The sequence below is a fragment of the Nocardia sp. bgisy134 genome, assembly GCF_965341865.1.
Classification (GTDB): domain Bacteria; phylum Actinomycetota; class Actinomycetes; order Mycobacteriales; family Mycobacteriaceae; genus Nocardia.
The window spans coordinates 135582-161121 of sequence record NZ_CBDQZP010000010.1 but is presented as its reverse complement, the minus strand read 5'-3'; the positions used below and the strand labels follow the sequence as shown (position 1 = coordinate 161121).

Below are 25540 nucleotides of genomic sequence, written 5' to 3'. Positions count from 1 at the left end.
TCCGTGCGCTGACGCCGCCATCTCCGGCGGAATCACAACAACTCGAAGATGGCAAGCACGCCACGCTATCGAGATCGACTCGGTTGCCTACCGGTCGCGTCCGATTTGTCCCGCGGGGGTCCAGAGCCGCTTCACAATGATCGAAAACACTTCTAGGTCAGCTCGGACTCTCGTGTCGCCCATGCGTATTCCCTCGCCCCGCGGTCGGCACGTCCCCACGACGGGGTGAGGGGAAGGCAGGTCTGATCCATGAAGTGCCAGAGTCGACTGCGCCCAGTGGCGCGACTCGCGTTGTTGATCGGCACGGCGGTGGCCGGACTCGCCGTCGCGCTCCCGGCGCAGGCCGAACCGCTGTGGCCCGGCGGACCGGACATCCCCGGCGTGCCTCCGCTGATCGCGCCCCCACTGATTCCGCCCGCGCCGGTGGTGGCGCCGTGCTCCGCCCAGGCGCGCGGGTGTATGCGCCTGTCGACCAACGAGGCGTGGCTGATGGACAACGGCCGGGTCACCTACGGCCCGACCCCGATCTCGCACGGCAGGCCCGGCTACCTGACCCGGGCGGGCGTCTTCGACGTCGACTTCAAGCGCGAGGACCACTGGAGCACGATGCACCACGTCTGGATGAAGTACGCGGTGTTCTTCGACGGTGACATCGCCACCCACATCGGCCCGATCGAAGAGCAGTCACACGGGTGCATCCGCATGACCCCCGACGGTGCGCGCGAGTTCTTCTACTACCTGGAGCCCGGCGACATCATCGAAGTCGTGCCGTAACGACGTTCCGCTGGATCTTGCGGTCCGATCGGTCACCCATAGGCGCCCGATCGTTTTTAGGTCGGTTGACCTATATTGGGTACGTGAGCGATGAACTCGAATTCGATGCGAATGGCCCGGTCCTGCTCGTGGGCGGATACGGAACCGTCGGCGCCGAGCTGGCGCGGTTGGCGGCCCCGTCGTTGCCGCTGCTGCTCACCGGGCGATCGGTGGAACGAGGGCGCGACCTCGCCGCGGCGACCGGAGCGGCGTTGCGGGTCTGGGATCTGTCCGATCCCGCGCCGTTCCGTGCTCGGGTGCGGGCGGTGGTGAGTGCGGTCAACGACCCCGACGATCGGGTGTTGCGGGCGGCGATCGTCGGCGGGGCGCCGCTGGTCGACATCACCCGCTGGACCGCGCGTCTACAGCGCGCCGCGACGGTGGCGGCGATGCTGAATCCGGTTGCGCCGGTGCTGCTGTCGTCCGCGTGGATGGGCGGGGTCACCAGTCTCGTGGCCGCACATCTGGCCGAGGAGCTCGGCGGCGCCGACACCGTGGAGGTGGCGATCCGCTGGGACCTGCGCGACCGTGCGGGCGCCGACTCGGTGGAGTTCATGGACCGTCTCGGACTGGACTACGAGGTGGTCCAGGACGGGCAGCGGCACACCATCATGCCGCTCACCGACTCCCGCCGCGTCCGCATCGGCGACACCCTGACCCGGGTCGCCCGTATCGATACCCCCGAACAGTTCACCCTGCCGCTGACGCTGGGCGCCGTCACCGCGGCTACCAGGATCGGATTCAGTTCCGCCGCTTCGACTTCGGCGTTGCTGGCGGTCAAACGGCTCGGATTCTTCCGATGGGGACGCGGGGACTGCTTCACCGGCGCCCGCCGGGCCCTGCTGTACGCGCCCGGTGCGGGCGGCACCGCTCAGGTGCGCGTCGACGTCACCCGCGACGGCCTGACCCGCCGCGCGGTGGTGACCGATCCCGCCGGGCAGGCGCATCTCACCGCGGTCGGTGCGTTCCTCGGAGTGCGACGAGTACTCGGCCTCGACGGTGCGCCCGCAGCGAACGGCGTGCGCTTCCCCGAGCAGACTCCGGTGCCGTCGCACGTCCCGGACGCACTCGCCGCCTACGGTGTCGAGACGCGAATCGACACCGTCATCGCGACCGGTAGGGCCGCATGACCCACCCCGGCGGCGAGGCCCGGCGCGCGGGAGCCACCACCAAAGGCGAGCAGCGCCGGGCCGATCTGCTCGACATCGCCGAACGGATCCTCGTCGACTCCGGCTACGGTGAGCTGACCATGCGCGCCGTCGCCGCGAAAGCCGAAGTGCGCCTCGGCCATCTCCAGTACTACTTCCCCACCCGTACCGACCTGGTCGGCGCGGTCCTGCGCCGGACCTTGGAATCGTCGCTCCGGCGCCTCGAACCGCTGCTGGCGCGGCCGGTCGCCGAACAATCCGCCGAAGACCTCGTCCGCACCCTGCTCGCCGAACACGACGATCCCCGGCTGACGCGGATCTACACCGAGCTGTGGGCGCTGGCCGGACGCGACGAGACTGTCGCCTCCGAGATCCAGAAGTTCTACAGCAGCTACCAATCCCATGTCATCGAGGTCATCGTCGCGCGCAATCCCGACCTCGCCCCCGAGATCTGCCGAGCTCGCGCCCGAGTGTTCGCCATCATCGTCGAAGGAGCCGCACTGTTCCGCTCGGGCATAGCCGCTCACCGCGACGAAACCGCAGACCGAGTGCTGATTGCCACCGCAGCAGCACTTCTCGATGGGCGTTAGGTGCCGGACCCGGCCGGATCAGCCTGGCGTGTGCTGGGTGCGGGATGACCGGGCAGAGAGCTCTGGACCCGAGCCTGCCGAAGGTTGCCGCAGCTGCTGTGCGGGAAGACGCGCAGAATCGTTGCGGTGGTGCGAGATTCGGCGACGTCATTGCGGCTCAAGCTGCGAGTAGTGCACCGGCCAGCGCCAGCGCGGTGATCCAGATGGTGGCCGCGGTGGCGAGCACAAGGGGGCGGATGCCGATCCGGCTCAGGGTGCTGCGGTGGACGCCGGTGCCGAGTGCGAACATCGCGGCGGTGAGCAGCGTGATCTGAAGTGTGCGTGCGGCTTCCACGGCGACGGTGGGCACCGCGCCGGTGGTGCGGAGCGCCGCGAAGGCAAGGAAGGCGAGGACGAACAGCGGAACCAACGGTGTGGTGCGGTGTTTCGCGGAGTCTGGGGTGTGGCGGCGGACTTGCCAGCCGATGACTGCGAGGACGGGGGCGAGCAGGACGACGCGGGCGAGTTTCACTACGACGGCGATGGTGAGCGCGCCGCCGCCGAGCGCGCCGCCCGCGGCGACGACTTGCGCGACCTCGTGGATCGCGGCTCCGGCCCAGATACCGCTGGCCGAGTCGCCGAGTTCCATGGCGTGGGCGGTCGCCGGGATGATCGCGATGAGCGCCGTTCCGAACACGACCACCAGCGCGATGGTGGTCAGCAGTTCTTCTTCTTTCGCGTCGACCACGCTGTCCACCGCGGCGACGGCGGCGGCTCCGCAGATGGAGAAGCCGCAGGCGATCAACAGTCGCTGGGTCCAGTTCAGGCCGAGCATCTTGCCGAGCATCATGGTCCCGCCGATACCGAAGACGACGACCGTGACGACCACCGCCAGCGCCGCGGGTCCGAGCCCGAGGATGTCGGTGAACGTCACTTGCAGGCCCAACAGTGCGACGCCGATACGGAGCAGGCGTTTCGAGCAGAACTGCAATCCGGGCTGGACTCGCTGCGGGAGGGAGACCGTGTTCGCGGCGACCGCGCCGACGACGATCGCCGCCAGCAGCGGGCTCAGACCGGGCAGCAACCGCCCCAACATCGAGACGGCAGTGACGGCGACGGCGGCGAGCGCGAGCCCGGGCCAGTACTCCTGTACCCAACTCGTGGTACGGCCGGTGACTCCGTGCGGTCGCGCCGATGCGCCGGCGTCTTCAAGAATGATTGGCGGAGAGAATGTTTCGGAGTGAACCATGATCCTCGGCTGATGTTGTCGCGGGTCGGTGGCGGTCGGCGATGGCGCTCGGGCCGCGCGCCCGGATGCGGGTACCCCCGAGGCGTCGGCCGCCGAAGTGAAGACCTTGCTCACCCGGCGACCTCTGCTCCGGTCGCGGCCCGTGCGGACGTGTCGAGCAGCTCCCGCAGGAGCTCCTCCGCGCGCGGCCAGTAGCCGTAACCGGAGGCGGGATCGAGGTGGCCGACATCACCGAGGCCGACCAGCCGGCTGCCCCATGCCTCGGCCATCGCCGCCGCGCGGCGGAAGGCGGCGAGCGGGTCGGTGGTGCTTGCGGCCACGATGCTCGGGAACGGCAGCCGCCGCCACGGGATCGGCGTCCAGCCGTGCGAGTCGAGCTCCTCGATCGACGGATATCTCTGCGGCAGAGGCGTTTCGAAGTCAGGCGGGGCGGCGAGCAACGCTCCTCGCACCCGCCGGGTGGCCTGCTGGGCCCAGTGCACGGTGGTCATGACGCCCGCGCTGTGTGCGACGAGCACCACGGGGCCGTCGATGTCGCCGAGCACGGCATCGAGTGCGGCGACCTGTGCGGTCCGGCTGAGCCGGTGGTGTTCGAGCGGCGGTACCGTGCGCACCCGATCGAGCCGGTCGGCGAGCAGGGTCTGCCAGTGTTCGGCCACGTGGTCGCGCATTCCGGGGACGATGACGACGGTCGGTTCGACGATGCTGCTCATGGCGTGTGGCGCATCCTTTCGATGATCACAGCGAGGCGGTGGAATTCAGTACGGCGAGCCTGCGCAACCCGGCCGGGTAGGCGCGTTTGCCGAGAATCAGCGCGGCGATGGCGACCAGGTACGTCAGCGGCGCCAGCCGCAGCGCACCGGCGAGCCCGAGGTGGTCGGCGAGCACGCCGACGACGAACGGGCCGAGGGCCAGGCCGAGCAGGCTGTTGGCCAGGGTGAGGGCGCCGAAGGCCGAGGCACGCACGGAGTGGTGGGTGAGAGTGGCGACCATGGCCGCGGCAGGCCCGGACGATCCGCCGGAGAAGAACGCGCCGATGCCGATCAGAAGCAGTTGCGGCGCACCGGTGTCCAGGCTGAAGCCGAGGGTGAGGCACACGAGCGAGATCAGGCAGAACACGATCGCGGCGGTCCATTTGCGGGATATGTCGGCGCGGCCGACGCGGTCGGTGATCATCCCGCAGCCCACCATGCCCGCGCCGACGAGCAGCACGAATATCGAGGCGGTCGCGCCCGCTCTGTCCGGCGCCAGACCGTAGTAGCGGTGGAAGAAACTCGGCATCCACGACAGCAGCACCGCGGCGGTGAAGATTTGCAGGGCGCTGCCGAGGTAGGCGCACAGCACTGCGGGATCGGTGAACAGTGTCGAGACCGGCGCGCGGAACCCTCTGGCGTTCGCGCGCGGCGTCGGCACGGCGGCGTGGCCGGCCAGCTTCGCATCGCTGATCAGGGTCCGGAACAGCGCGGCAAGAATCAGGCCGAAGACGGCCATCGCGGCGAAGGCCCACCGCCAGCCGAACTGGACGGCAATGACGCCGCCCGCGGCCACGCCGAGGACCGATCCGAACGAGCCGCCTGCCATGAACGCCCCGCTCAGCGCGGCGTGCACGTGGGGCGCGAACACGCTGAGCACCACCGCGATGCCGACGCTGCCTTAGGCGGCCTCACCGACCCCGACCAGGAAGCGAGCGCCGAGCATCTGTTCGTAATCGGTGGCGGTCGCGCACACCAAGGTGGCCGCGCTCCACAGGACAGCCATCAGAACCAGGCTGCGCACCCGGCCCCACCGGTCGGCCAGGAGCGAGAGCGGCAACGTCAGCAGGCCGACCATGAGCGCGACAATGCTGCTCAGCGAGGCCAGCTTCGAATCGGACAGTGCCCATTCGGTTTTCAGGAAGGGGAAGACCGCGCTGAGAACCTGTCGCGACATGTAGTCGGCCAGCAGCAGGCCGAAGGCCAGGGCGAAGACGACCCACGGATAGACCCGGCGGATTGCTGGGGCGCGGGTGGCCGCCATGGCCGGGACGGCGGCAGGGGAGCCTGCCGTCCCGGTGGCGGTAGTGTGCAACTCCATTGGTGCTCCTACGAATCCGGTGCGCGGAGACGGTGCGCGCGCACCGGAGCTGTGAAAGGAATCGAGAGCCCGGGGCTCACCTGGGCCGTTGGCCCCGAGGCGGGCGACGCCCGGCGTGGCATCGCCCGGAATGCTCAGGCGTGGTGGGTGAATCCGACCTGGCCGGGCTTGCGATTGGGAGCGAATCCGATCTTGGCCAACGTCTCGTCCGCGTTGGCGTAGCGCTCGTCGAGCTTGTAGATCTCGCGCGCTTCCTTGCCGGTCGCGACTTCGCGGCCGAGTTCACCCGCGAGGCGGACCAGCTGCTCGATCTGCTGCACCGAGGTCATCTTCTGGCCCTTGCGGCCCCACAGGGTGTCCTCGTTACCGCAGCGCGCGTGCAGGCCCATGGCGATGGCCATGGTGTTGACGGGCAGCACGCTGCGCATGAGCGTCTCCAGCGTCAGCACCGCGCCGTCGGGAACACGGCGGATGAACTCCATCATGTTGTAGGGGTTGGGTCCGTCGAAGCCGCCGCCGATGCCGACCCAGGTCACCAAGAGCGGACCGGTGTACGCGCCGCGCCGGATCAACCGCTCCACCGTCTCGAGCTGCGGGATGTTGGCCAGCTGGAAGTGCGGCTGAATCCCGTTGGCCTGCAACCGCTTCAGGTGCTCTTCGACCCAAGCGGGGCCGGCGGGGACGTACATCTCCCGGTAGGCCTCGTATACCTCCGGTCGCGTGAACGACGTGCCCGCGATGTCGTCGCCGGTCATCAGCTCGACGATGTTCATCTGGTTGGTGTTGATGGCGATGGTGACCTGATCCGGTCGCGGGTCGAGTTCGGCGAGCAGGTGCCGGGTGTCGTCGGAAAGCCACTTGGCTTCCGCGCCTTCGCCTTCCGGTGCGAAGGAGATGGAGCCGCCGACCTGGAGGATCATGTCCGGCACCGCCTCGCGCAGGCGGCCGAGCAGCTCGTTGAACTTCGACAGCCGCTTGGAACCCTTGCCGTCGAGTTCACGCACGTGGATGTGCAGTACGGTGGCGCCCGCGTTGTAGCAGTCCACCGCGGCTTGGACGTGCTCGTCCACGGTCAGCGGCAGGTCCTCGCGGAAGTCGTCGATTTCCCACTCCGGGCCGTACGGGGCGGCGGTGATGACCAGCTTCTCTTGGTTCTCCGGGAACAGCGAGTCGTCGTGGAAATACATGAGAGTGCTCCGATCGGGATCGAATCGTGGGATCGCGTGCGAGATGTCGGCAGAAGACCGTGCCGGGTGCGCTCACCGAACACGGCGTCTTCCGTTTCGCTGATCAACTCGCTGTGATGTAACCCACGGTAATCCAGATCACTCACCGATGCTTATCCTCGCGGGACGCGAATTTATTCATTTCGGGACATGCGCATGGCTGCCGCATCCAGGTGCAATGGCCGGCCGGATGCTCTTCGCGCACGAGGCCAGGGATGCGACCGCGCGCCGTTGCGGACACAGGAGCGCTGCAAGTCGGCCGGCGTTCATTCGGTCGGGTGCAAAGGCACTTGCGACAGCCCACCCCAGCACAATCTGATCACGGCATCGATGGCGTCGGATTTCGGGATCGCCCGGCCGGTGTCGAGCCAGTACTGCGCCGCGACCTGGCTCGCGCCCACCAGCCCAGCGGCCAGCAGGCGGGCCTGTTGTGGGTTCAGCCCGGAGTCGTGTGTCACCGCCTCGCAGACCGTGTCCACGCAAGCGTCGGTGGCGCGGCCGATACGCAACTGCACCGAGGGTTCGCTGGCCGCGCTGAATTCGAACACCAACCGGAAACCGTGCGTCTCGTGGTCGACGAAGTCGAAGTATGTCTGCACCGCGGCGCGCACACGCTGCTTGTTGATCGATGTCGAGGCCAGTGCTTGTCGCAGGCTTTCGGTCAGGGTGTCGATATGGTCCTGCAGGACGGCGAGATACAGGTCCAGTTTTCCCGAGAACTGTTTGTACAGTATGGGTTTGGTGTAGCCGGCGCGCTGCGCGATTTCGTCCATGGTGGTCGCGTGATAGCCGCGCGAGACGAAGACCTCGGTGGCGGCGGCGAGGGCGTATCGACGTCGGAAGTCCCGCTGGGCGGCACGGTCCGGCCTCTGCGGTGATGTGGACAGTGGGTATTCGTGGGGTATGGGGTCTGCGGTCATCGCTATGGCCTCCCGGGCGATTGCTCTAGGTCGGCCAGTGCCTTGTGCAGGTGATCGGCGAGGTCCCAGACATCGGGGAAATCGTCGGGGCAGGCGACGATGCCGAAGTCGAGGTGCCCGTCGTAGGACATGACGGTGATGTTGAGGCTGCCTGCCAGTTCGGTGAGCAGGGAGACCGGGTAGCTGTGCTGGACGCGGATTCCGCGGAGGTACAACGGAATTTGCGGGCCGGGGACATTCGAGATGACGAGGTCGACCAGGGGAAGGCTCGGTGCCGCTGCTCGGAGGAGGGCGCGGGTGGGTCGGCCGTGGAGCAGCGGTGTGAGCAGGGAGGTGGCTTTGTGCAGCAGGGTGGGCGGTTGGGTCTGGAATCGCTTCTTGGCTTCGAGCAGGTTGCTGTGCAGCTGTTCGAGCCGATGTTCGGGGTCGGGTTCGGCGATCGGTAGCGCAGTGAGCATGAGGGAGAACTGGTTTCCGGCGGTGCCGAATTGCTCGGGGGTGCGTACGGATACTGGAATCGCGGCCACCAGGGGATGGTCGGCGGGCTGGTCGTGGTCGAGCAGCCAGCGTCGTAGCGCCGAGGTGCACAGCTCCATCACCACGTCGTTGACGGTGCCGTCGACGCGGTCCTTGATGTTTTTGACCGCGTCGAGGGGGAGCGAGGTGTAGGCGAGACTGCGTGTGGGGGTGGTGGGTGCCTTGATCGGAACGTCGGGGTGTTTCGCGCGGAGGTCGTCGCGGGCTTGGAGCAGGGCGGGACCCGCGTGCAGAAGGGACTGAACGCGGATTGCCTGGCGGCCGATCATGTTCGGCAGACTGCGGGCGAGCAGTTCGGCGGTGGACGGGTTGCGGTCGCGGGAGATGCCGTCCGCGGGTGGCGGTGTGGGCAGACTCTCGGGGTGGAGGTCGAGGATGACCGCCATGATCTCGGCGCCGGAGATGCCGTCGATCACCGAGTGGTGGATCTTGGTGTAGACGGCCTGCCGTCCGTCGGCGAGCCCGGAGATCAGATCGCATTCCCACAGTGGTCTGGTGCGGTCCAGCGGTGCGGCGTGCCGTCGTGCCACGTAGTCGGCGAGGTGTTCGTCGCCGGCGTCGTCGGGTAGTCGTATGTGCCGTATGTGGTAGCCGAGATCGATGTAGTCGCAGTCCTCCCAGTACGGCAGATCGAGCCCGAACGGGACCGTGCGCAGGCGACGGCGCAATGGCGCGATCAGGTGGAGGCGGTCGGCGAACAGCTGCCGCAGGGAGGTGACATCCAGCGGCGTTTCGGGGGCCGCGGCGGAGTCCAGCACGGTGACCGTGCCGACATGCATTGGCGCCGAGTCGGTTTCGAGGTCGAGCAGTTGCAGATCCAGCGAACTCAACTGGCGTGGCCTGCCCGGCTCGGGTGCGGCGGGAATGGTGACCGTAGACGTCCGCGCGGGTGTCGGGGTATCTCGGGCGGCGTACAACGACTCGCCGGGTGTGGTGATTCGGAGGCCGACGTCGCGCGGAGCACGTGTATCGGGCGCTGAGGAATGCATGCTTCCCTCTCAGGAGTCACGGTGAGTTTTCGTGCATCGCGGCACGGCGGCGGAAAGCCGTTCGAATGGAGCTGTCGGCGGGCGTAATTCGACCTTGCTCCGAGAACGTGAGCGCAAGTCTAGTTTCGATCGGCAGCACTCGCTGCCCGATCCCACGCCGCGAATTGTGTATTTCGCGTTAACAGTTGGTGCGTGTAACGCTCTGTTAATAGCTAGTGCTGAAGCGTGGTTTCGGGTCGGTAGCAGCGAGAACGTGCTGTATCACACTGGCGGGGCACGGTGCCAGGGTTTGATAGTTGACATATCTCACAGCTGCATTCTGTTCATCTGTCCAAATGTGCTGAGACCAGCGATATCGCCGAATGGGCGCGGGAAAATCAAGGTGGTCGCCTGCGGAGTGGGTGGCCGGATGGGCCTCCGGCTGATATCAAAAGAATTGGCACCGCTGCCTCGTCGGCCGAATTCTGTTGCGTCGTAGACGTATTTCCTGTGTCGAAGTCGACGCTGCTTCCGGACGATGCGACGCCCGGTCGAGTCGCACTCGAGGCGCTGGAATCGGAGTTCGCCGAGCGTCCGGGGCGGATGGTGACCAGCGTCTGCGCATGATCATTCCGGTGGTGCGTAACGACTACCGTGCGGTCGAGGCGTATCCGGCGAAGCGGGAGACCGCGGCACCCACGGTCTCCGCACCCACAATCCTCGCGGTGTGTTCACACGCAGCCGGTCGCACCGCTGTTCCCGCCGGGCATCACCGCGTCGGCTCTGTTGTCCGCGCCGGGTGACAGGGTGCCCCGGCTGTTGTCCGTGATGGAGGCGAGCAGCTGCCAGCGTTCGCCCGTCCAGTTGTACACCCCCACGGTCTGGCCGGTGCGGTTCCAGTAGGAGGTCAAGCGGTCGCCGACGCCGCCGTTGCCGATATCGTGCAGAAAACAATTGGCATCGACCTGAATGATCATGCTGCCCTTGCCATCGGCTCCGTCCCAGCCGCAGAACATCCCGCCCGGGCAGCTGTAGCCCGGCGCCGCGGATGCCGGGGCGGGCGAGATCGTCGTGACGCCTGCGCCCGCGAGCGCGCCGAGCGTCAGAGCGACCGCGGCGAGTGGGACCGTACGCGTGGCGTTTCTGTAGAACATGGGTTCCTCCCTCTGGCAAATCACCCCCTGCGGGTGATGTTGCGAGCGTACGAACCGCCGATGCCCGCGACGTCCGCCGAAATACTCACCGCCCGTACTCATTCGGAGCGGTGGTGGCCGGCCGGCGGCCAGCCCGCTACCGGACTTGTTCAACCGGTTTGAATGCGGCGAGGGCTCGAGGAATGGCCCCATGCTCGTGCTGCCGAGGTCGACAGCCGCCTGTGGATCATGAGGGTTGGCTAGAGCTCGAGTATGTCTCCCTGCGTTGTCCGACACGCATTCGACAAGGCAGGGGGTTTCGTCCGGTTCGGGCGAAGTTTCGGCTACCGGAACCGGTTGCGGAAAGCCCCCTTACGCACCGGCATTCGGCCGATTCTGTGACCCGGAACACGTCCTAGCTGCATGGTTGCCGCTGCGTGGAAGCCAGGTGGAAGCAAGTCGCCGCAGAGGGAACGCAATATTGCGTTTTCTGTTGTGTTCTTGCATCTGTAAGAGCATGATCCAGCTAGCCTAGGTGTGAACAACCGATCCGATGACCGGGATTACCGAATCGAGAGCCAATGATGTTGGTACATAAAGGGTTGGTGTCGGGTGAATCAGGGGTGTGGCGATGAGCGAACACAGTGAGCGAATCCTGTGCCAGCGCGCATCGCACATGCCGGAGCCGAGCGTCAGTGAGGCGAAGGCATGAGCGCGCCGACGGTGGGGGTGCTGCCGACGGCTCCGCAAATTCTGTGTGCGTTTCAGGGACGGCGTTTCCAGGATCGCGAGCTGTTACGGTCCGCGCACGCGCTCGCCGAGCTGCACGCTCGGCGCGCGGAAGTGCGTGACGCCTACCTGGTCGCCGAAATCGATTGTCGACGTAGCGAACTCGTCGACGACATCAACGACTGGATCGCGCAGGAGGTGCCGCAGCACCGCAACGGCGCCTCGCTGCACACCGAGAGCCTCGGCGCCGTGGTCGACCGCATGGCGCGCAGCTGGGTGAACGCGAACCAGGCGATCGACGCCGACGGGCCGCGCAGTGACAACACCCATAAACACTGGTACCACTTGGCAGAACTCGTCGACGGCTACACTGATCTGGTAACCGACGTGGCCGGAGGCCGCCGTCGACTGCCAGGGCAGTAGCTGCTCCCGGCGGCCCGGCGGGGTACCGCGCCACCGCCACGACGGCGACGTCCCCGGGCGGAATGTCATCCGACCAGTGCGTCCGCCCGGACGCGAACGTCGCCGCCCGTAGTGACGGCGGGCGCAACGGGGCGCCCCGCCCGGCGTGCCGCGTGGTCGACTGGCGCGGCACGCCCGATGGTTGCTCGGCCGAGCCGGGCCTGGCACGAATTCGCAAAGCCAGTGCGGCTCATCCGGATTGCCCGATCGAGTGGGGCCGGGCGGGAATTCGCGAAGCTCGCGCGGCTCAGCCAGTTACCGACCGAGTAGAACTCGGTACGAGTTCGCACAGCTTGCTCGGCTCAGCCAGGTTGCGCGGCCGGCAGGCGGGCTCGGCGCCGTTCCCGCCGACGACGTCGAAAGCGGCGAATCCGGCCGGCCAGCACAACGATCAGGGTCAGGCCGATCAGCAGGAACGTTCCCGCGATCATGGCCGCGGCCATCGGATGGAAGATCGCGAGCGTGATGACGCCCGCAACACCGAGATCCTCCAGCGTGCTGGTCACGATATTGCTGGCAGGTTCCGGCGAGGTGTTGATCGCCATCCGGAGGCCGGCCTTGACGAGGTGACTGACCAGCGCGGCGGTGCCGCCCACCGCCGCCGCGGCCAGCTGCGGCAGCGAATCATCGGAACCCGCGAGGAGCGCCGCCACCACGGCGCCCGCGGCCGGACGCACCACGGTGTGCAGCGTGTCCCAGAACGTGTCGAGGTAGGGGATTTTGTCGGCCACCGCCTCGACGAGGAACAGCACCGCCGCGGCGACGAGCACGTCGGTGCGTTGCAGACCCTCCGGCACGTCGTCGGAAAGTCCGGTGATGCCGAACAACCCGAGCAGCAGCACCACGGCGTAGGCGTTGATACCGCTGGCCCAGCCCGCGGTGAAGATCAAGGGGAGCAGCGACACCCTGTGATCCTATGCGGCAGTGCGCTCGTCGCACCGTCCCGAGCGCCCTCACCACAGCGGTCGAGACCTCGCCCAGCTGCTTCCAATACAGCGCAGCTGCTTTCAGTACGGCACCGAGCCTCGAGCACGGACCGCCGCGCCTAGAGCACGCACCGCCGCGCCTAGAGCAGGCTAAGCGCAGGGCCCCGTGCACAGTCAGCACAGCGCCCAGGCGCGCTCGACACAGCGCTCCGAACGCATCAACGCAGCGCCGCACGGCCTTTCAGCCTGCCGAGCAGCACCAGCGCCACCAAGGTGACCAGCACCAGCAGCGTGGTACCGGCCGCCGCGTCGAACACGTCCCCGCGATCGGTCTGCCCGAAGATGGTGACCGGCAGCGTGCGCCAGGTGGCCGGATAGACCATGATGGTCGCGCCGACTTCACCCATCGACAGCGCGATCGCCAACCCCGCCGCCGCGCCGAGCGCGGGCAGCAGCAACGGCAGCGTCACCCGGCAGAGCACCCGGACAGGTCCCGCGCCAAGAGATTCGGCGGCCTGCCGGTAGGCAGGATCGAGCCGGTCGAGGGCGGCCGATACCGCGCTGAAGGCATAGGCGAGCACCAGTACCGCGTGCGCCAGGATGACGATCCACCGGGAACCGCCGAGCAGCAGCGGGCGTTCGTTGAAGGCGACGAGCACGCCGAGGCCGATGGCGACCGAGGGCACCGCGACGGGCAGGTGGAACACGGCGTCGGTCAGCCTGCGGCACCAGGTCGGCGTCTCCCTGGCGGCCAGCGCGGCCCAGGTGCCGACGACGAGCGCGCCCGCGCCCGCCAGCAGCGCCGTCTGCAAGCTCACCGACAGGCTGGCCGCCTCGTCGCCCGACAGCGCCTCCCGGAAGTTGGCCAGGCCGAGATCCGAAGGGAGCGGACCGGTCCAGCTACCGGCCAGCGATGCCGCGACGACGGTGGCGATCGGGGCGACGAAAACGATCGTGACGACCAGACCGAACACCGCCAGTACCGCGGCGCGGCCGGTTCGGGTCCACACCAGCATGGTCACTGTCCTTTCCGCGCGGTCACGCGCGCGAAGACGAAGCGGTAGGCGGCGTAGAGCGTGAGCGACAGCGCGACCTGCACCGAGGCGAGCACCGCGGCGCCGGGCAGGTCGAAGGTCACGATGCCGCGGGTGTAGATCAGCGCGGGCAGCGTGAGGACGCCCTTGGCGCCGGTGAACAGCACGATGCCGAATTCGTTGAGCGTCAGCAACAGAACGAGACTGCCGCCGGCGACCATGGCGGGCCACGCCTCCGGGAGCACGATCTGGCGCAGTACCCGCCACGGCGAGGCGCCGAGACTGGCCGCCACGTCGAGCTGTTCGCGGGGTAGCTGGGCGAAGGCGGCGAGCAGTGGCCGCACCACGAACGGCGTGAAGAAGGTGATCTCCGCGGCGATCACGCCGAGCGGGGTGTGCAGGAAGTTCAGCGCGGGAGTGTCACGGCCGGTGAGGTCGGCGAGCAGCGCGTTGACCGCGCCCGCCGTGCCGTACAGGAACGTGAACGCGAGCGTCACGAGGAACGACGGCAGGGTCAGCACGGTGTCGATCAGCCTGCCGACCAGCGCCGAGCCCGGGAACGGGACGAACGCCAGCACGACGGCGAGGAACGCGCCGAGCACGAGACACCCGGCTGTCGAGGTGAATGCGATGGAAACGGTGCGCCACAACGCGTTTCGGAACGAGTCCGAACCCAGGACCGAGGACCACACCTCGGTCCCGCGCCCGTCCGGGGTGACCGTCGACTCGGTGAGCACCCGCAGGATCGGGTATCCGGCGACGAGGAGCACCACGAGCACCGGCGGCAGCGTCCAGAGTACCGCGCGCCGGGTCCGCCGCCGGGCGTCCGGTGCGGCGGGTTCGGCACTGGCCGCGGGGCGATCCAGCAGCATCGCGCTCATCGCGTTCCTCCTCGTGCGACCGTTCGGCGGGGCGCGACCACGAGACCTCTCATGTGCGCGCTCCGTTTCCATCGGAAGGCGCTGCGGCGGTAGGTGACTCGATACCGACCCGGCGCGGGACGAGCACGCCCGCCGGATCGGGGAATCGCACGCCGACCACCGATCCGGGTGTCGCGGTCGCATGTCCGGGTACGTCCACGGCGAGCGGATCGGGCAATCCGTCCACGTCGACCTCCAGCCGCGTCGACGCGCCGCGCCATATGCTCGTGATCACCGTGCCGCGCAATGCGTTTCGCTCCGCCGCCGTCGTGAGTGTGACCGTGTGCGGCCGGATGCACAGCAGCGCGGCCGAATCCGGGTCCCAAGGGAGGCTGCCGATGCCCGGCTCCGGCGCATGGGCGCGCAGCGTGTGCGTGCCCGCGGTGACCAGCGCGGTGCCCCCGGATACCCGATTCACGATGCACGCCAACAGATTCGCTCCGCCGAGGAAAGCGGCGGTGAAATCGCTGGGAGGCCGCTGCCAGAGGTTCTCGACAGTGTCCACGTCGACCAGCCGGGCGTCGCGCATGACGGCGATCCGATCGGCGAGGGCCAACGCCTCGGTCTGATCGTGCGTGACGTACAGCATGGCGGTGTCCGGCAACGCCTCTCGCAGCTGCCGCAACTCGCCGAGCATGGACTGGCGCAGCTGGGCGTCGAGCGCGGCCAGCGGTTCGTCGAGCAACAGCACCGGGGGCCGGATGGCGAGCGCCCTGGCGATCGCCACGCGCTGCTGCTGGCCGCCGGACAGTTCGCGCGGCAGCCGCTTGGCGTAGTCGGCCATGCCCACCATGGTCAGTGCCTCGCTCACCCGGTCCGCGAGGGCGTTGCGTGGCACGCGATGCGCCTTCAGCCCGAAGGCCACATTGCCGTACACGGTCATGTGCGGGAACAGCGCGTAGGACTGCACCACGACGCCGATGCCGCGTTTGGCCGGGGACAGCTGCGTGACGTCGCGCCCGGCCAGCCGGACCGCGCCCGAGGTCGGCCGGACGAATCCGGCCAACACCTCGAGCGCGGTCGACTTGCCCGACCCGCTCGGGCCGAGCAGCGCGACGGTCTCGCCCGCGGCGACGCGCAAGCTGAAATCGGCCAGTGCGACGGTGGTCTTGCGGCCGGAGCCGTACCGCACGCCGACTCGGTCGAACACGATGGCGGGTTCGCCGTCGGTGGCGGTCCGTGCCGTCCCGGTGGCGGTGGACGATTCGGTGAGCGTGTCGCCGGGGGTCATGTCAGCCTCCGATGGCCTTCTCGTAGGCGGCCACGTCGTCGTTCAGGCCGACGAGGACCTGGGTCCAGTCGGGACGCACGACCTGGACGCCGTGCAGCAGTGCGGCCGGGGTCGTGCCGGAGCCGGTGGCGGGCGCGCCGGTCAGATCGGTGCGGGCCGAGACCGCGAACGCGTCCGGGCCGAGCGTCTGCTGCACCTCCTTGCTCAGCAGGTAGTCCATCAGCTTCCTGGCGGCGTCGGCGTGCGGGGCGCCCTTGGCCAATCCCATGAAATAGGGCAGCGCGACGGTGTGCCTGGCACCGTCGGCCGAAGCGGGGAAGAAGATGCCGAACTTGGAGCCCTTCGAGGTGATCGACTCCGTGTTCATCTGGACGTCGCCGTTGGCGATCAGCAGCTCGCCCTTGTCGACCTTGGGCTGCAGCTTGCCGGTGGAGGCCGAAGGGCCGACGTTGTTGACCTGCAACCGCTTCAGGTAGTCGAGCGCGCCGTCCTTGCCGCGCAGCTGTTGCAGCAGGATCAGCACGGCGGTGCCGTCACCTGCCTGGCCCGGCGTCGAATACTGGAGCTTGCCTCGGTATTCCGGCTTCAGCAGGTCTTCCCAGGTGAGCTTCGAGGCGTCGACGGAGTTGTTCGCGATGAAGTTCAGATAGTTGCCCGCGAGGCTGACGAACCTGCCGTTCGGGTCTTTCTCGGTGGCGGGAAAGGCCGAGGTGTCCACGCCCAGTGGCTGCAAAAGCCCTGCGGCGTCGGCCTTCTGGATGAACGGAGGCAGGGTGACCACGATGTCGGCCTGCGGATTGGACTGCTCCTTCTCGAGGCGGTTGACCACCTCGCCGGAGCCCGCCGCGACGACGTCGACCGCGATGCCGGTCTCGGCGCGGAACTTGTCGAATCGAGTCCTGTACCAGGCGTCGAGGCCGTCGGCGGAGTAGACGGTGACCGTCTGCCCGCCGGAGCCGCCGGAGCCCGTGCCGCCGCAGGCCGCGGTGGCGGCGACCGCGGTGGCGGCGACGACGAGCACGGCGGTCCTGGTCAGGATGCGGGACAGGCGCGTGGGGGAAGTACGCACGATGGGAGCAACTTTCGCTTGGGGTGTCGAATTGTCGGAGGGACGGGACTCAGGCGCGCTCGGCGCGGATCAGCTCGGCGAATTCGGCCACCGAGGGCAGCACGTGGGTGGCGCCCGCGGCGCGCAGCCGCGGTTCGTCGTGCGTGCCGGTCAACGCGCCCGCGACGATGCGCGAGCCCGCGGCTAGGCCCGCGGCGATATCGCTGGTGGTGTCGCCGAGTACAGCGACGCGATCGACGGCGTCGATGCGCAGGCGCAGCAGCGCGGTGAGGACCAGGTCGGGGTAAGGGCGGCCGCGACCGGCGTCGGAGGGCGCCAGCGTGAGGTCGGCGATGTCACGCCAGCCGAGCGCGTCGAGCAGCCGGTCCTGGGTCTCCCGGCTGAAGCCCGTGGTGAGCGCCACCCGTACGCCCGTCGCCCGCAACGCCGAGATGGCCTCGGCCGCACCGGGAATCGGCGCGATGTCGACCTCGTCGATCAGGTCGTCGTAGGCGGCCTCGAAGGCGTGGTTGGCGGTCTGCGCGCGGTCCTCGTCGCCGAGCAGCGCGCGGAACACGGCGATCTTGGACTGGCCCATGGTGTCCAGCACGTACTGCCGGGCCCGTTCTCGCTGCGGCCCTTCGGTTTCCAGTCCCGCGGCGGTCGCGGCCACGTCGAAGGCGCGCAGCACCAGACCGCCGTCGGCCACGGTGGTGCCTGCCATGTCCAGGACGGCGAGGTCGATCGGGTTGTGCGGCATGATGGCTCCTCTCAGAGTCCGAGCAGGTCGGCGGTGTCCTCGCCGAGTACGGGGCCGAGCGTCATGCCGCGGCCGCCGGGGCCGGTGATCACCCAGACGTGCTCGTCGGCCTTGGCGCGGGTGACGATCGCGGCCGGGTCGACGCTTTGGCTGTACACCCCGGCCCAGCGGCGCACGATCGGCGGCAGTTTGCGGCCGAGCAGTTCCTCGGTGACGGAGGTGAGGTGTTCGTAGGGCGCCTCGTCCACGTCGAAGGCGAACGGTTCGGTGTATTCGTGGGTGTCGCCGATGGTGAGGCCGCCGTGCAGGCGCTGCACGCACAGCAGCTGCATCTTGTGCTCGGCCGCGGTGGCGGTCTGGGACTGCTCGCGTTCGAGCGCGTCCACCTCGGGTCCCGCGAAGCCGGGGTAGTAGCGGAAGCTGTCGCCGTCGGCGATCGCCGTGGTCAGCGGCTCGCCCAGCGGCGCGGTCTGCATCATCTGGAGCCGAACCCGGCGCACGGGGATCGTGCCGACCAGCTCCCTGGTCAGCCCGGTGTGCGCGGCGCCGGGGCAGACCAGCGCCAGGTCGGCGGTGAAGGCGCGGCCTCGGTCGTCGAGAACCGTTGTGCCGGAGCCGGTGTCGGTGACCGACCGGGCTTCGGTGGCGTCGTGGAAGGTGTAGCGGCCGGTCGCCGTGAGGTAGGCGCGCAGCGCGGGCAGCGCCTGGCGCGACTCGACCGCGGCGTCGGTCGCGCAGTGCAGACCGGCGAGGTACTTGCCACGCAGCGCCGGGTTGATCGCGCGCACCCGCTCGGGCTCCAGCAGGTCGAAGCCGCGCGCCTCGGCGCTGTCGCTCGCCGCCGCGGCGGCCGCCACCGCCAGTTCCTCGGGGGTGCGCACCAGCGTGATGGATCCGGCCGGGCGGAAGCCGACGCCGGGGACCTTGCCGCCGATCTCCTCCCAGAGCTCGCGCGAACGCAAGGTCAGGTCGAGCTCCGCCGCCGACCGCCCGGACACCCACACCAGGCCGAAATTGCGCACCGTCGCGCCGCGTGCCTCGGGCTCGCGCTCCAGCTGTACGACCTCGTGCCCGCGACGGATCGCGGCCCAGGCGTGGGCGGTGCCGAGAATTCCACCTCCGATGATGACCACTCGCATGGGACCCATGGTGAGCAATGGTCTAGACCGATGGGTGTTCCCCGCGCGAACGTCGGGTTAACAATTGGTATAGACCAATTGCGGGTAGGCTGTCGGGCATGGAAGCAACGGAGGTGACGCGCGGCAGGCGCGGCGAGACGTTCGGCAGGAGCGCCGAATTGGCCATCCCGGAGCGCTTGCCGAAGTCGTATCGGGTGCGCACCGAGCTGGAGGGGATGATCGGCGAGCTGGACGAGGGCGATCCCGTGCCCTCGGAGCGCGAACTGGCCGTGCGGTTCGAAGTCGCCCGCGAGACCGTCCGGCAGGCGTTGCGAGATCTCTTGGTGGAGGGCCGGATTCGGCGGCAGGGCCGGGGGACGGTGGTCTCGCGGCCGAAGATGGTGCAGCCGTTGTCGCTGCGCTCCTACACCGAGGGCGCGCTGAGCCTGGGCCGGGTGCCCGGCCGCATCCTGGTCACCTGGGAGGACGTCCCCGCCGACGCGGACACCGCCCGCGATCTCGGGCTGACCGCAGGCATGCCCGTCATGCACCTGGAGCGGGTGCTGCTCGCCGACGGCGAGCGCATCGGACTGGAGAGCACCTTCCTGCCGCTGACGCGCTTCGCCGGCCTTCGCGACCACTACGACCCGACGACCTCGCTCTACGCCGCGGTGCGCGCCTCGGGCGTGGAATTCGGCGCCGCCACCGAACGCATCGAGACGGTGCTGGCCTCTCCGCGCGAGGCTGCGCTGCTCGAATGCACCACGGCGCTGCCGCTGCTGTTGCTGCACCGGCGCAGCGTCGACGACGACGGAGCTCCGATCGAACGGGTGCGCGCCCTGTACCGTGGCGACCGGATCGCGTTCGAGGCGCGACTGTCGGAGTAGCTCACCGGATCTGCGGGGCCACCTTCGCGCCGAGCAAATCGATGTTGTGCAGCACTTTTTCGTGCGGCAGTGTGCCGACGCTGGTATGCAGCATGAACCGGTCCAGGCCGAGCGTGTCGCGCACCGCGGCGATCTTCTCGGCGACATAGTCCGGCGTGCCGACGAACAACGAGCCGCTCTGCGAGCGCGAGGCGTCGAAGTGTTCGCGGGTCATCGGGCCCCAGCCGCGCTCGCGGCCGATGGTGCTCATGGCCAGCGCGTACGGCTGGTAGAAGTCGGCGACGGCCTGCTCGTCGGTGTCGGCCACGTAGCCGTGCGCGTGCACCGCGACCGGCTGCCGCTCGTGCCCGCCCTCCGTCAGCGCGCGGTGATACAGGTCGACCAGCGGCCGGAAGCGCGCGGGCTGGCCGCCGATGATCGCCAGCGCCAGCGGTAGGCCGAGCAGCCCGGCGCGGATCACCGACTCCGGGCTGCCGCCGACGGCGATCCATACCGGAAGTGGACCGTCGTCGGTGCGCGGATAGGCCACCGCGTCGCGCAGCGGTGCGCGGAACTTCCCGGACCAGGTGACCGGCGCGTCCTCGCGCAGCCGCAGCAGCAGCGCCAGCTTCTCCTCGAACAGCTCGTCGTAATCGCCCAGGTCGTAGCCGAACAGCGGGAACGACTCGGTGAACGAACCGCGCCCGGCCATCAGCTCGGCGCGCCCGCTCGACAGGCCGTCCAGCGTCGCGAAGTCCTGGTACACGCGGACCGGGTCGTCGGAGCTGAGCACGGTGACCGCGCTGGTCAGCTGGATGCGCTCGGTGCGCGCCGCGATCGCCGCCAGCACCACGGCGGGCGCCGACGCGGCGAAGTCCGCGCGGTGGTGTTCGCCGACGCCGTACACGTCCAGGCCCGCGCGCTCGGTCGTCACTGCCTCCTCGACCACCTCGCGCAGGCGCTGCCCGGCGCTCGGCGCGGGCCGGTCGCCGACCGGATACAGCTCGGCGAACGTCGTCAGTCCCAGTTCCACAGTTCGAGTCCCGTCGGTGCGTAGTTACTGTGCCAGGGTAAACGGACTGCGGTCCGGCTCTATTCCGCCCCGGCGCGGGCGGGCGGGTGCCACCGGCCGGGTCCAGATACTCTTGTCCCATGTCCGTGCGTACCCGTAAGCCACTCGTTCCCGGCACGCTCTCGCCCACCCGCGAGGTGCCGCGCTCTATCGAGCGACCGGAGTACGCGTGGAAGAAGACCGTCAACGAGGGGCGCGAGCCCTGGGTGCAGACACCGGAGACCATCGAGAAGATGCGCATCGCGGGCAAGATCGCGGCGCAGGCGCTCGAAGAGGCCGGTAAGGCTGTCGCGCCCGGCGTCACCACCGACGAACTGGACCGCATCGCCCACGAGTTCCTCTGCGACCACGGCGCCTACCCGTCGACGCTGGGCTACAAGGGCTTTCCGAAGTCCTGCTGCACCTCGCTGAACGAGGTGATCTGCCACGGCATTCCGGACTCCACCGTCATCGAGGACGGCGACATCGTCAATATCGACGTCACCGCCTACATCGACGGCGTGCACGGCGACACCAACAAGACCTTCCTCGCGGGCGACGTGGCCGAGGAGGTCCGGCTGCTGGTGGAGCGGACCGAGGAGGCCACCATGCGGGCCATCAAGGCGGTCCGCCCCGGCCGGGCGCTCAATGTGATCGGCCGCGTCATCGAGTCCTACGCCAACCGGTTCGGTTACGGTGTGGTGCGCGACTTCACCGGCCACGGCGTCGGCCCCACCTTCCACAGCGGCCTGGTGATCCTGCACTACGACCAGCCCGCCGTGGAATCGATCATCGAGCCGGGCATGACCTTCACCATCGAGCCGATGATCAACCTCGGCGGCATCGACTACGAGATCTGGGACGACGGCTGGACCGTGGTCACCACGGACCGCAAGTGGACCGCCCAGTTCGAGCACACCCTGGTCGTCACCGAGACCGGCGCGGACATCCTCACCCTGCCGTGAGCGCCGCGCGCGGCGGCGCCCGATCCGGCCGAGCTTCGGAGCGGTCGCGATGAGGGGCGCGCTGCTGATCGCGGGCACCACCTCCGACGCCGGGAAAAGCGTTGTGGTGGCTGGCATCTGCCGCATGCTGGCCAGGAAGGGCGTGCGGGTGGCGCCGTTCAAGGCGCAGAACATGTCCAACAACTCCGTCGTCACGCTGGACGGCGGCGAGATCGGGCGCGCTCAGGCCTTGCAGGCGCGCGCCTGCGGTCTGGAGCCGAGCGTGCGCTTCAACCCGGTCCTGCTGAAGCCGGGCAGCGACCGCCGCTCGCAGCTCGTGGTGCGCGGCAAGGCCGTCGGCACCGTCGGCGCCGCGGACTATTTCCGACACCGGCAGGAGCTCCGCGCGGTCGTCGCCGCCGAACTCGCCGCGCTGCGAGCCGAATTCGACGTGGTCATCTGCGAAGGCGCCGGATCGCCCGCCGAGATCAACCTGCGCGCCACCGATCTGGCCAATATGGGTCTGGCCGAGGCCGCGCGGCTGCCGGTGCTCGTCGTCGGCGACATCGATCGCGGTGGGGTGCTCGCGCATCTGTTCGGCACCCTCGCCGTCCTGGAACCCGCTGACCAGCAGCTCGTTTCGGGATTCGTGATCAACAAGTTTCGCGGCGACGTCGAGCTGCTGCGGCCGGGCCTTGATCGGCTCACCGAGCTGACCGGGCGGCCCACCCTCGGCGTCGTGCCGTTCGCCGAGGATCTGTGGATCGACGCCGAGGATTCGCTCGGCACGATCGCCGACGCCCCGGTCGGTCGCCCGGCCGCACCCGCGGGAACGGAATGGCTGACGGTCGCGGCCGTCCGGCTGCCGCGCATCTCGAACTCCACCGACGTCGAGGCGCTGGCCTGCGAGCCCGGCATCGCGGTGCGCTGGGTGCGCGATCCCTCCCGGCTGGCCGACGCCGACCTGGTGGTGCTGCCGGGCAGCAAGTCGACGGTGTCGGATCTGGAATGGTTGCGCCGCAGCGGAATCGCCGCCGCGCTGGCCGACCGCGCCGCGGCTGGCAAGCCCATCCTCGGCATCTGCGGCGGCTATCAGATGCTGGGCCGCCGCATCGTCGACGACCTGGAATCGGCGGCGGGCGCGATCGACGGACTCGGTCTGCTCGACTTGGACGTCGAGTTCGCCGAGCCGAAGGTGCTGCGCCGCACTGATGGTCGCGGCGCGCCGGGGCCGGACCCAGCCGAGCCGCTCGGCACCGCGGGTATCCCGTTGCACGGCTACGAAATCCACCACGGACGTGTGACGCGCAGCGGTGACCCGGCCTGGCTCGACGCGGCGGGCGAGCCGGAAGGCAGCGTGCGCGGCGCTGTCTGGGGAACGCACCTGCACGGGCTGATGGAGTCCGACGACTTCCGGCGCGCCTGGTTGCGCGAGGTCGCGCGGGACGCGCGGCGCACGGGTTTCCACGTCGCCGAAGGTACTTCGGTCTCCGCCGTGCGCGCCGCCCAACTCGACCTGCTCGCGGATCTGATGGAGCGCCACCTCGACACGAACCTGCTGGCAACGCTCATCACCGAGGGCGTGCCGGAGGGCATGCCGACGCTCCGTTCGGATCTCCTCGCGCCGGACGTCCAGTACCAGCCCTAGGTGGCTCCTCCTCCGCCTTGCCAGGCGACGATCCGATCCACGGAGGCATCCCGCCGGACCTCGAGACAGGGCCTAGCGACGGCCGCTAACGGTGCGGATGGGTGACCTCCTCCGGCAGCGGCTCGCTCATGGCGACCCCCGAGCCGGTCCATGTGTAGGTAATCGACACGGGACCGCCCTGCGGCGCGGCGAACGGCTCGTCGGCGACCAGCCACTTGTACTGCACGGTGACCGAGTCGCCGTTCGAGCCTGCCACGTGCGTGAACGCGTAGGGCTCGAAAGTGGCTGTGCCCAGGTACTTTCCGTCGTGGAAGAACAGCACGTGGATGGGCGCGCCGGCGGATACCCCGCCCACGGCGCGCACCCAGAGCAGCTGTCCGCAGCTGCCCGGCTGGTCGGTCGAGGCGCGGTCCGCCACCCAGCCCTCGCCCAGTCCGGCCAGCGCGCTGCGCACGCCCGGCGACGCGGGGTCGACGCAGCGGCCGGGGCCGCCGATGCCGTTGTCCGGCGCGGTGACGGTGCCAGGGGTGGACGGGCTGGGCTGCGGCGCCGTAGGGGTCACGGGCTGCGGCTGGTTCGTCCCCGGCGCGGCGACGGAGGGCGGGGCCGCATCGTCTGGGGCGGGTTGCCGGGGCCCCGCGGGCGCCGACGTCCCCCCGGGCGCGGATGTCGGCGCGGCCACCGCAGTCGTCCGCTGCGAAGTCGGTGTCGGCTGCGTCGAATCGTCGCTCCCGCAGCCTGCTGTCAGCGCTGCCGCCGCGGCAACCAGCGCGGCCAGTCGAACCCTGTGGTTCATTGTCCCCTCGATTCTGTCGCGACCGTGCCATCACACGCTCGTATGGTCCATCGCGGCCGCACCGGACATCGCTACGCTGGGCAGGGTGAATGCGCCTGCTGGCTTGTTGGTGACGGTTGCCGCCGATCTGGATTCGGTGACGACCGCCGGGCCCGAAGACGATCCGGCCGATGCCGGGGTGAGCCGCGCCGCGATCGCCGCGGTGTGGGAATCGGTGCGCGACTGGTATCGGCTGGGGACCACGCCGGCGATTCAGGTGTGCCTGCGACGGAACGGGAAGATCGTCCTGAACCGGGCGATCGGGCACGGGTGGGGCAACCGGCCGGGCGACGGGCCGGAGGTCGCGCGGGTGCTCGCCACGCCGGACCTGCCGTTCTGCGGGTTCTCCACCGCCAAGGGCGTCTCGGCGGCACTGCTGGCCATGCTGGTCGAGCAGGGCGCGTTCGCGCTGAACGACCCGGTGTGCGAATACATTCCGGAATTCGCCGCCAATGGCAAACAGCGGATCACGATCGGTGACGTGCTGTCGCATTCGGCGGGCGTGCCGTTCGTGACGCCGCCGTATCGGGGGTACCAGCTGGTGGTCGACGAGGAGCTGGCGGTGCGGGCGCTGGCCGATCTGCGACCCAGCTGGCCGCCCGGTCGTTTCCGCGTCTACCACGCGCTGACCAGCGGGTTGATCCAGCGACTGCTGGTGCAGCGGGCGACGGGGAAGCGGATGCGGGAGCATCTGCACGAGCAGGTGCTCGCGCCGCTCGGCTTCCGCTGGACCAACTTCGGCGTGCGACCCGACGAGGTCGATCGAGTGGTGCCGAGCGTGCCGGTCGGTCCTGGTCCGTCGCGGGCGTGGAAGTTTCTGGCGCGCAAGGCGCTCGGCGGCGGCATGGGCGCGGCGATGACCGACGAGGCGACCCGCGCCTTCCTCACCGCGGAACTGCCGTCGGGCAATCTCGTCACCACCGCCTACGAACTGTCCCGCTTCTACGAAATCCTCGCGCGCGGAGGAGAACTCGACGGCGTGCGGATCATGCGGCCGGAAACCCTGAACGCGGCGGTGCGGCCCGCGAAGCGGATACCCGGCATCGCGGGCCGGGTCAGCGTGGCGGGCTACGAACTCGGCGGGAGCCGCTCGAAGTTCGGCCGCCACACCGAAACCCATTTCGGCCGCAGCGGGCTGACCACCCAGTACGGCTGGGCCGATCCCGCCCGCGGCCTTTCCGGCGCCATCCTGACCAACGGCAAGGCGATAGCAGACGCCGACCGCCCCTGGCAGCTGGTCGCCCAGATCTCGGCGGCCATCGCCCGCAAGGAGTCCTGAACCGTACAGCTCTCCCACCGGTGCTCGATGGCCGGTCGGTGCCGCTGATTTCG

The 25540-nt window shown here is 69.1% G+C and carries 23 protein-coding genes and 1 pseudogene; 8 read left to right on the top strand and 16 right to left on the bottom strand.

From position 1 onward, the window contains the following. Window positions 1-276 precede the first annotated feature (276 nt). The 3 genes from ACRWNM_RS19280 (at window position 277) to ACRWNM_RS19270 (ending at window position 2551) form a co-directional block, all read left to right on the top strand. Complete coding sequence (locus ACRWNM_RS19280; protein WP_431969381.1) at window positions 277-774, top strand: L,D-transpeptidase; 498 nt, start codon at window positions 277-279, stop codon at window positions 772-774. Window positions 775-857: 83 nt separating this feature from the next. Further along, window positions 858-1943 (top strand): saccharopine dehydrogenase, encoded by a 1086-nt coding sequence (locus tag ACRWNM_RS19275; protein ID WP_431969379.1) that lies wholly within the window; start codon window positions 858-860, stop codon window positions 1941-1943. Beyond that, on the top strand, window positions 1940-2551 hold the full coding sequence (locus ACRWNM_RS19270; protein WP_431969377.1) for a TetR/AcrR family transcriptional regulator: 612 nt from the start codon (window positions 1940-1942) through the stop codon (window positions 2549-2551). Before ACRWNM_RS19275 ends, ACRWNM_RS19270 begins: the two co-directional genes overlap by 4 nt. Before the next feature lie 157 nt (window positions 2552-2708). Here the strand turns inward: ACRWNM_RS19270 and ACRWNM_RS19265 are convergent, their stop codons facing one another. The 7 genes and pseudogenes from ACRWNM_RS19265 to ACRWNM_RS19235 form a co-directional block, all read right to left on the bottom strand. Then, a complete protein-coding gene (locus ACRWNM_RS19265) occupies window positions 2709-3626 on the bottom strand; it encodes a YeiH family protein (RefSeq protein WP_431969375.1) in 918 nt (305 codons plus the stop codon). 263 nt (window positions 3627-3889) lie between these two features. Beyond that, window positions 3890-4492 (bottom strand): RBBP9/YdeN family alpha/beta hydrolase, encoded by a 603-nt coding sequence (locus ACRWNM_RS19260; RefSeq protein ID WP_431969373.1) that lies wholly within the window; start codon window positions 4490-4492, stop codon window positions 3890-3892. 25 nt (window positions 4493-4517) lie between these two features. After that, window positions 4518-5795: pseudogene (locus ACRWNM_RS19255) on the bottom strand (MFS transporter). A 191-nt stretch (window positions 5796-5986) separates the two neighbouring features. Continuing rightward, window positions 5987-7039, bottom strand: coding sequence for a 3-keto-5-aminohexanoate cleavage protein (locus tag ACRWNM_RS19250; RefSeq protein WP_431969371.1), 1053 nt, complete (start codon window positions 7037-7039; stop codon window positions 5987-5989). Window positions 7040-7344: 305 nt separating this feature from the next. Continuing rightward, a complete protein-coding gene (locus ACRWNM_RS19245; RefSeq protein WP_431969369.1) occupies window positions 7345-7998 on the bottom strand; it encodes a TetR/AcrR family transcriptional regulator in 654 nt (217 codons plus the stop codon). A gap of 2 nt (window positions 7999-8000) precedes the next feature. Beyond that, window positions 8001-9524: a WS/DGAT/MGAT family O-acyltransferase gene (locus tag ACRWNM_RS19240; RefSeq protein WP_431969367.1), complete on the bottom strand. Its 1524-nt coding sequence runs from the start codon at window positions 9522-9524 to the stop codon at window positions 8001-8003. 710 nt (window positions 9525-10234) lie between these two features. Beyond that, window positions 10235-10657 carry a peptidase inhibitor family I36 protein gene (locus tag ACRWNM_RS19235; protein ID WP_431969365.1) on the bottom strand — a complete coding sequence of 141 codons (423 nt, stop codon included), beginning with the start codon at window positions 10655-10657 and terminating at the stop codon, window positions 10235-10237. Between the two features lie 771 nt (window positions 10658-11428). Here ACRWNM_RS19235 and ACRWNM_RS19230 point away from each other — a divergent pair. Continuing rightward, complete coding sequence (locus ACRWNM_RS19230) at window positions 11429-11788, top strand: DUF4254 domain-containing protein (RefSeq protein ID WP_068064588.1); 360 nt, start codon at window positions 11429-11431, stop codon at window positions 11786-11788. A gap of 341 nt (window positions 11789-12129) precedes the next feature. Here ACRWNM_RS19230 and ACRWNM_RS19225 read toward each other — a convergent pair whose 3' ends face one another. From ACRWNM_RS19225 to ACRWNM_RS19195, 7 genes are all read right to left on the bottom strand, one after another. After that, window positions 12130-12732, bottom strand: a complete 603-nt coding sequence (locus ACRWNM_RS19225) for a DUF4126 domain-containing protein (RefSeq protein ID WP_431969363.1) — start codon at window positions 12730-12732, stop codon at window positions 12130-12132. Window positions 12733-12971: 239 nt separating this feature from the next. After that, window positions 12972-13769, bottom strand: coding sequence for an ABC transporter permease (locus ACRWNM_RS19220; protein ID WP_431969361.1), 798 nt, complete (start codon window positions 13767-13769; stop codon window positions 12972-12974). 2 nt (window positions 13770-13771) lie between these two features. Then, window positions 13772-14668 carry a 2-aminoethylphosphonate ABC transporter permease subunit gene (locus ACRWNM_RS19215; protein ID WP_431969359.1) on the bottom strand — a complete coding sequence of 299 codons (897 nt, stop codon included), beginning with the start codon at window positions 14666-14668 and terminating at the stop codon, window positions 13772-13774. A gap of 49 nt (window positions 14669-14717) precedes the next feature. Continuing rightward, entirely contained in the window at window positions 14718-15938 is a 1221-nt protein-coding gene (locus ACRWNM_RS19210) for an ABC transporter ATP-binding protein (RefSeq protein WP_431969357.1), read from the bottom strand. Window position 15939: 1 nt separating this feature from the next. Continuing rightward, window positions 15940-17007 (bottom strand): 2-aminoethylphosphonate ABC transporter substrate-binding protein, encoded by a 1068-nt coding sequence (locus tag ACRWNM_RS19205; RefSeq protein WP_431969355.1) that lies wholly within the window; start codon window positions 17005-17007, stop codon window positions 15940-15942. Window positions 17008-17056: 49 nt separating this feature from the next. Then, window positions 17057-17746, bottom strand: a complete 690-nt coding sequence (locus tag ACRWNM_RS19200; protein ID WP_431969353.1) for a phosphonatase-like hydrolase — start codon at window positions 17744-17746, stop codon at window positions 17057-17059. Window positions 17747-17757: 11 nt separating this feature from the next. Next, on the bottom strand, window positions 17758-18885 hold the full coding sequence (locus ACRWNM_RS19195; RefSeq protein WP_431969351.1) for a TIGR03364 family FAD-dependent oxidoreductase: 1128 nt from the start codon (window positions 18883-18885) through the stop codon (window positions 17758-17760). A 215-nt stretch (window positions 18886-19100) separates the two neighbouring features. On the opposite strand from ACRWNM_RS19195, the gene ACRWNM_RS19190 reads away from it, so the two are divergent. After that, window positions 19101-19751 (top strand): GntR family transcriptional regulator, encoded by a 651-nt coding sequence (locus ACRWNM_RS19190; protein WP_431969542.1) that lies wholly within the window; start codon window positions 19101-19103, stop codon window positions 19749-19751. Window position 19752: 1 nt separating this feature from the next. Here ACRWNM_RS19190 and ACRWNM_RS19185 read toward each other — a convergent pair whose 3' ends face one another. Further along, on the bottom strand, window positions 19753-20763 hold the full coding sequence (locus tag ACRWNM_RS19185) for an LLM class flavin-dependent oxidoreductase (RefSeq protein ID WP_431969349.1): 1011 nt from the start codon (window positions 20761-20763) through the stop codon (window positions 19753-19755). Window positions 20764-20882: 119 nt separating this feature from the next. Here ACRWNM_RS19185 and map point away from each other — a divergent pair, with 119 nt between their 5' ends. Then, window positions 20883-21746 (top strand): type I methionyl aminopeptidase, encoded by an 864-nt coding sequence (gene map, locus ACRWNM_RS19180; RefSeq protein WP_431969347.1) that lies wholly within the window; start codon window positions 20883-20885, stop codon window positions 21744-21746. Window positions 21747-21795: 49 nt separating this feature from the next. Beyond that, window positions 21796-23373 carry a cobyric acid synthase gene (locus ACRWNM_RS19175; RefSeq protein WP_431969345.1) on the top strand — a complete coding sequence of 526 codons (1578 nt, stop codon included), beginning with the start codon at window positions 21796-21798 and terminating at the stop codon, window positions 23371-23373. An 85-nt stretch (window positions 23374-23458) separates the two neighbouring features. Here the strand turns inward: ACRWNM_RS19175 and ACRWNM_RS19170 are convergent, their stop codons facing one another. After that, the gene (locus ACRWNM_RS19170; RefSeq protein ID WP_431969343.1) at window positions 23459-23935 is read right to left on the bottom strand and encodes an LppP/LprE family lipoprotein; all 477 of its coding nucleotides are present in this window, start codon (window positions 23933-23935) and stop codon (window positions 23459-23461) included. Window positions 23936-24254: 319 nt separating this feature from the next. Between ACRWNM_RS19170 and ACRWNM_RS19165 the strand changes: the two genes are divergently transcribed. Further along, window positions 24255-25487: a serine hydrolase gene (locus tag ACRWNM_RS19165; protein WP_431969341.1), complete on the top strand. Its 1233-nt coding sequence runs from the start codon at window positions 24255-24257 to the stop codon at window positions 25485-25487. The last annotated feature ends 53 nt before the right edge of the window (window positions 25488-25540 follow it).

Bases quoted from the DNA above. Each gene is read 5' to 3' on its own strand.
- ACRWNM_RS19270 (WP_431969377.1), top strand. From the start codon at position 1,940: ATGACCCACCCCGGCGGCGAGGCCCGGCGCGCGGGAGCCACCACCAAA.
- ACRWNM_RS19265 (WP_431969375.1), bottom strand. From the start codon at position 3,626: ATGTTGGGGCGGTTGCTGCCCGGTCTGAGCCCGCTGCTGGCGGCGATC.
- ACRWNM_RS19260 (WP_431969373.1), bottom strand. From the start codon at position 4,492: ATGAGCAGCATCGTCGAACCGACCGTCGTCATCGTCCCCGGAATGCGC.
- ACRWNM_RS19250 (WP_431969371.1), bottom strand. From the start codon at position 7,039: ATGTATTTCCACGACGACTCGCTGTTCCCGGAGAACCAAGAGAAGCTG.
- ACRWNM_RS19245 (WP_431969369.1), bottom strand. From the start codon at position 7,998: ATGACCGCAGACCCCATACCCCACGAATACCCACTGTCCACATCACCG.
- ACRWNM_RS19240 (WP_431969367.1), bottom strand. From the start codon at position 9,524: ATGCATTCCTCAGCGCCCGATACACGTGCTCCGCGCGACGTCGGCCTC.
- ACRWNM_RS19235 (WP_431969365.1), bottom strand. From the start codon at position 10,657: ATGTTCTACAGAAACGCCACGCGTACGGTCCCACTCGCCGCGGTCGCT.
- ACRWNM_RS19220 (WP_431969361.1), bottom strand. From the start codon at position 13,769: ATGCTGGTGTGGACCCGAACCGGCCGCGCCGCGGTACTGGCGGTGTTC.
- ACRWNM_RS19215 (WP_431969359.1), bottom strand. From the start codon at position 14,668: ATGAGCGCGATGCTGCTGGATCGCCCCGCGGCCAGTGCCGAACCCGCC.
- ACRWNM_RS19210 (WP_431969357.1), bottom strand. From the start codon at position 15,938: ATGACCCCCGGCGACACGCTCACCGAATCGTCCACCGCCACCGGGACG.
- ACRWNM_RS19200 (WP_431969353.1), bottom strand. From the start codon at position 17,746: ATGCCGCACAACCCGATCGACCTCGCCGTCCTGGACATGGCAGGCACC.
- ACRWNM_RS19195 (WP_431969351.1), bottom strand. From the start codon at position 18,885: ATGCGAGTGGTCATCATCGGAGGTGGAATTCTCGGCACCGCCCACGCC.
- ACRWNM_RS19190 (WP_431969542.1), top strand. From the start codon at position 19,101: ATGATCGGCGAGCTGGACGAGGGCGATCCCGTGCCCTCGGAGCGCGAA.
- map (WP_431969347.1), top strand. From the start codon at position 20,883: ATGTCCGTGCGTACCCGTAAGCCACTCGTTCCCGGCACGCTCTCGCCC.
- ACRWNM_RS19175 (WP_431969345.1), top strand. From the start codon at position 21,796: ATGAGGGGCGCGCTGCTGATCGCGGGCACCACCTCCGACGCCGGGAAA.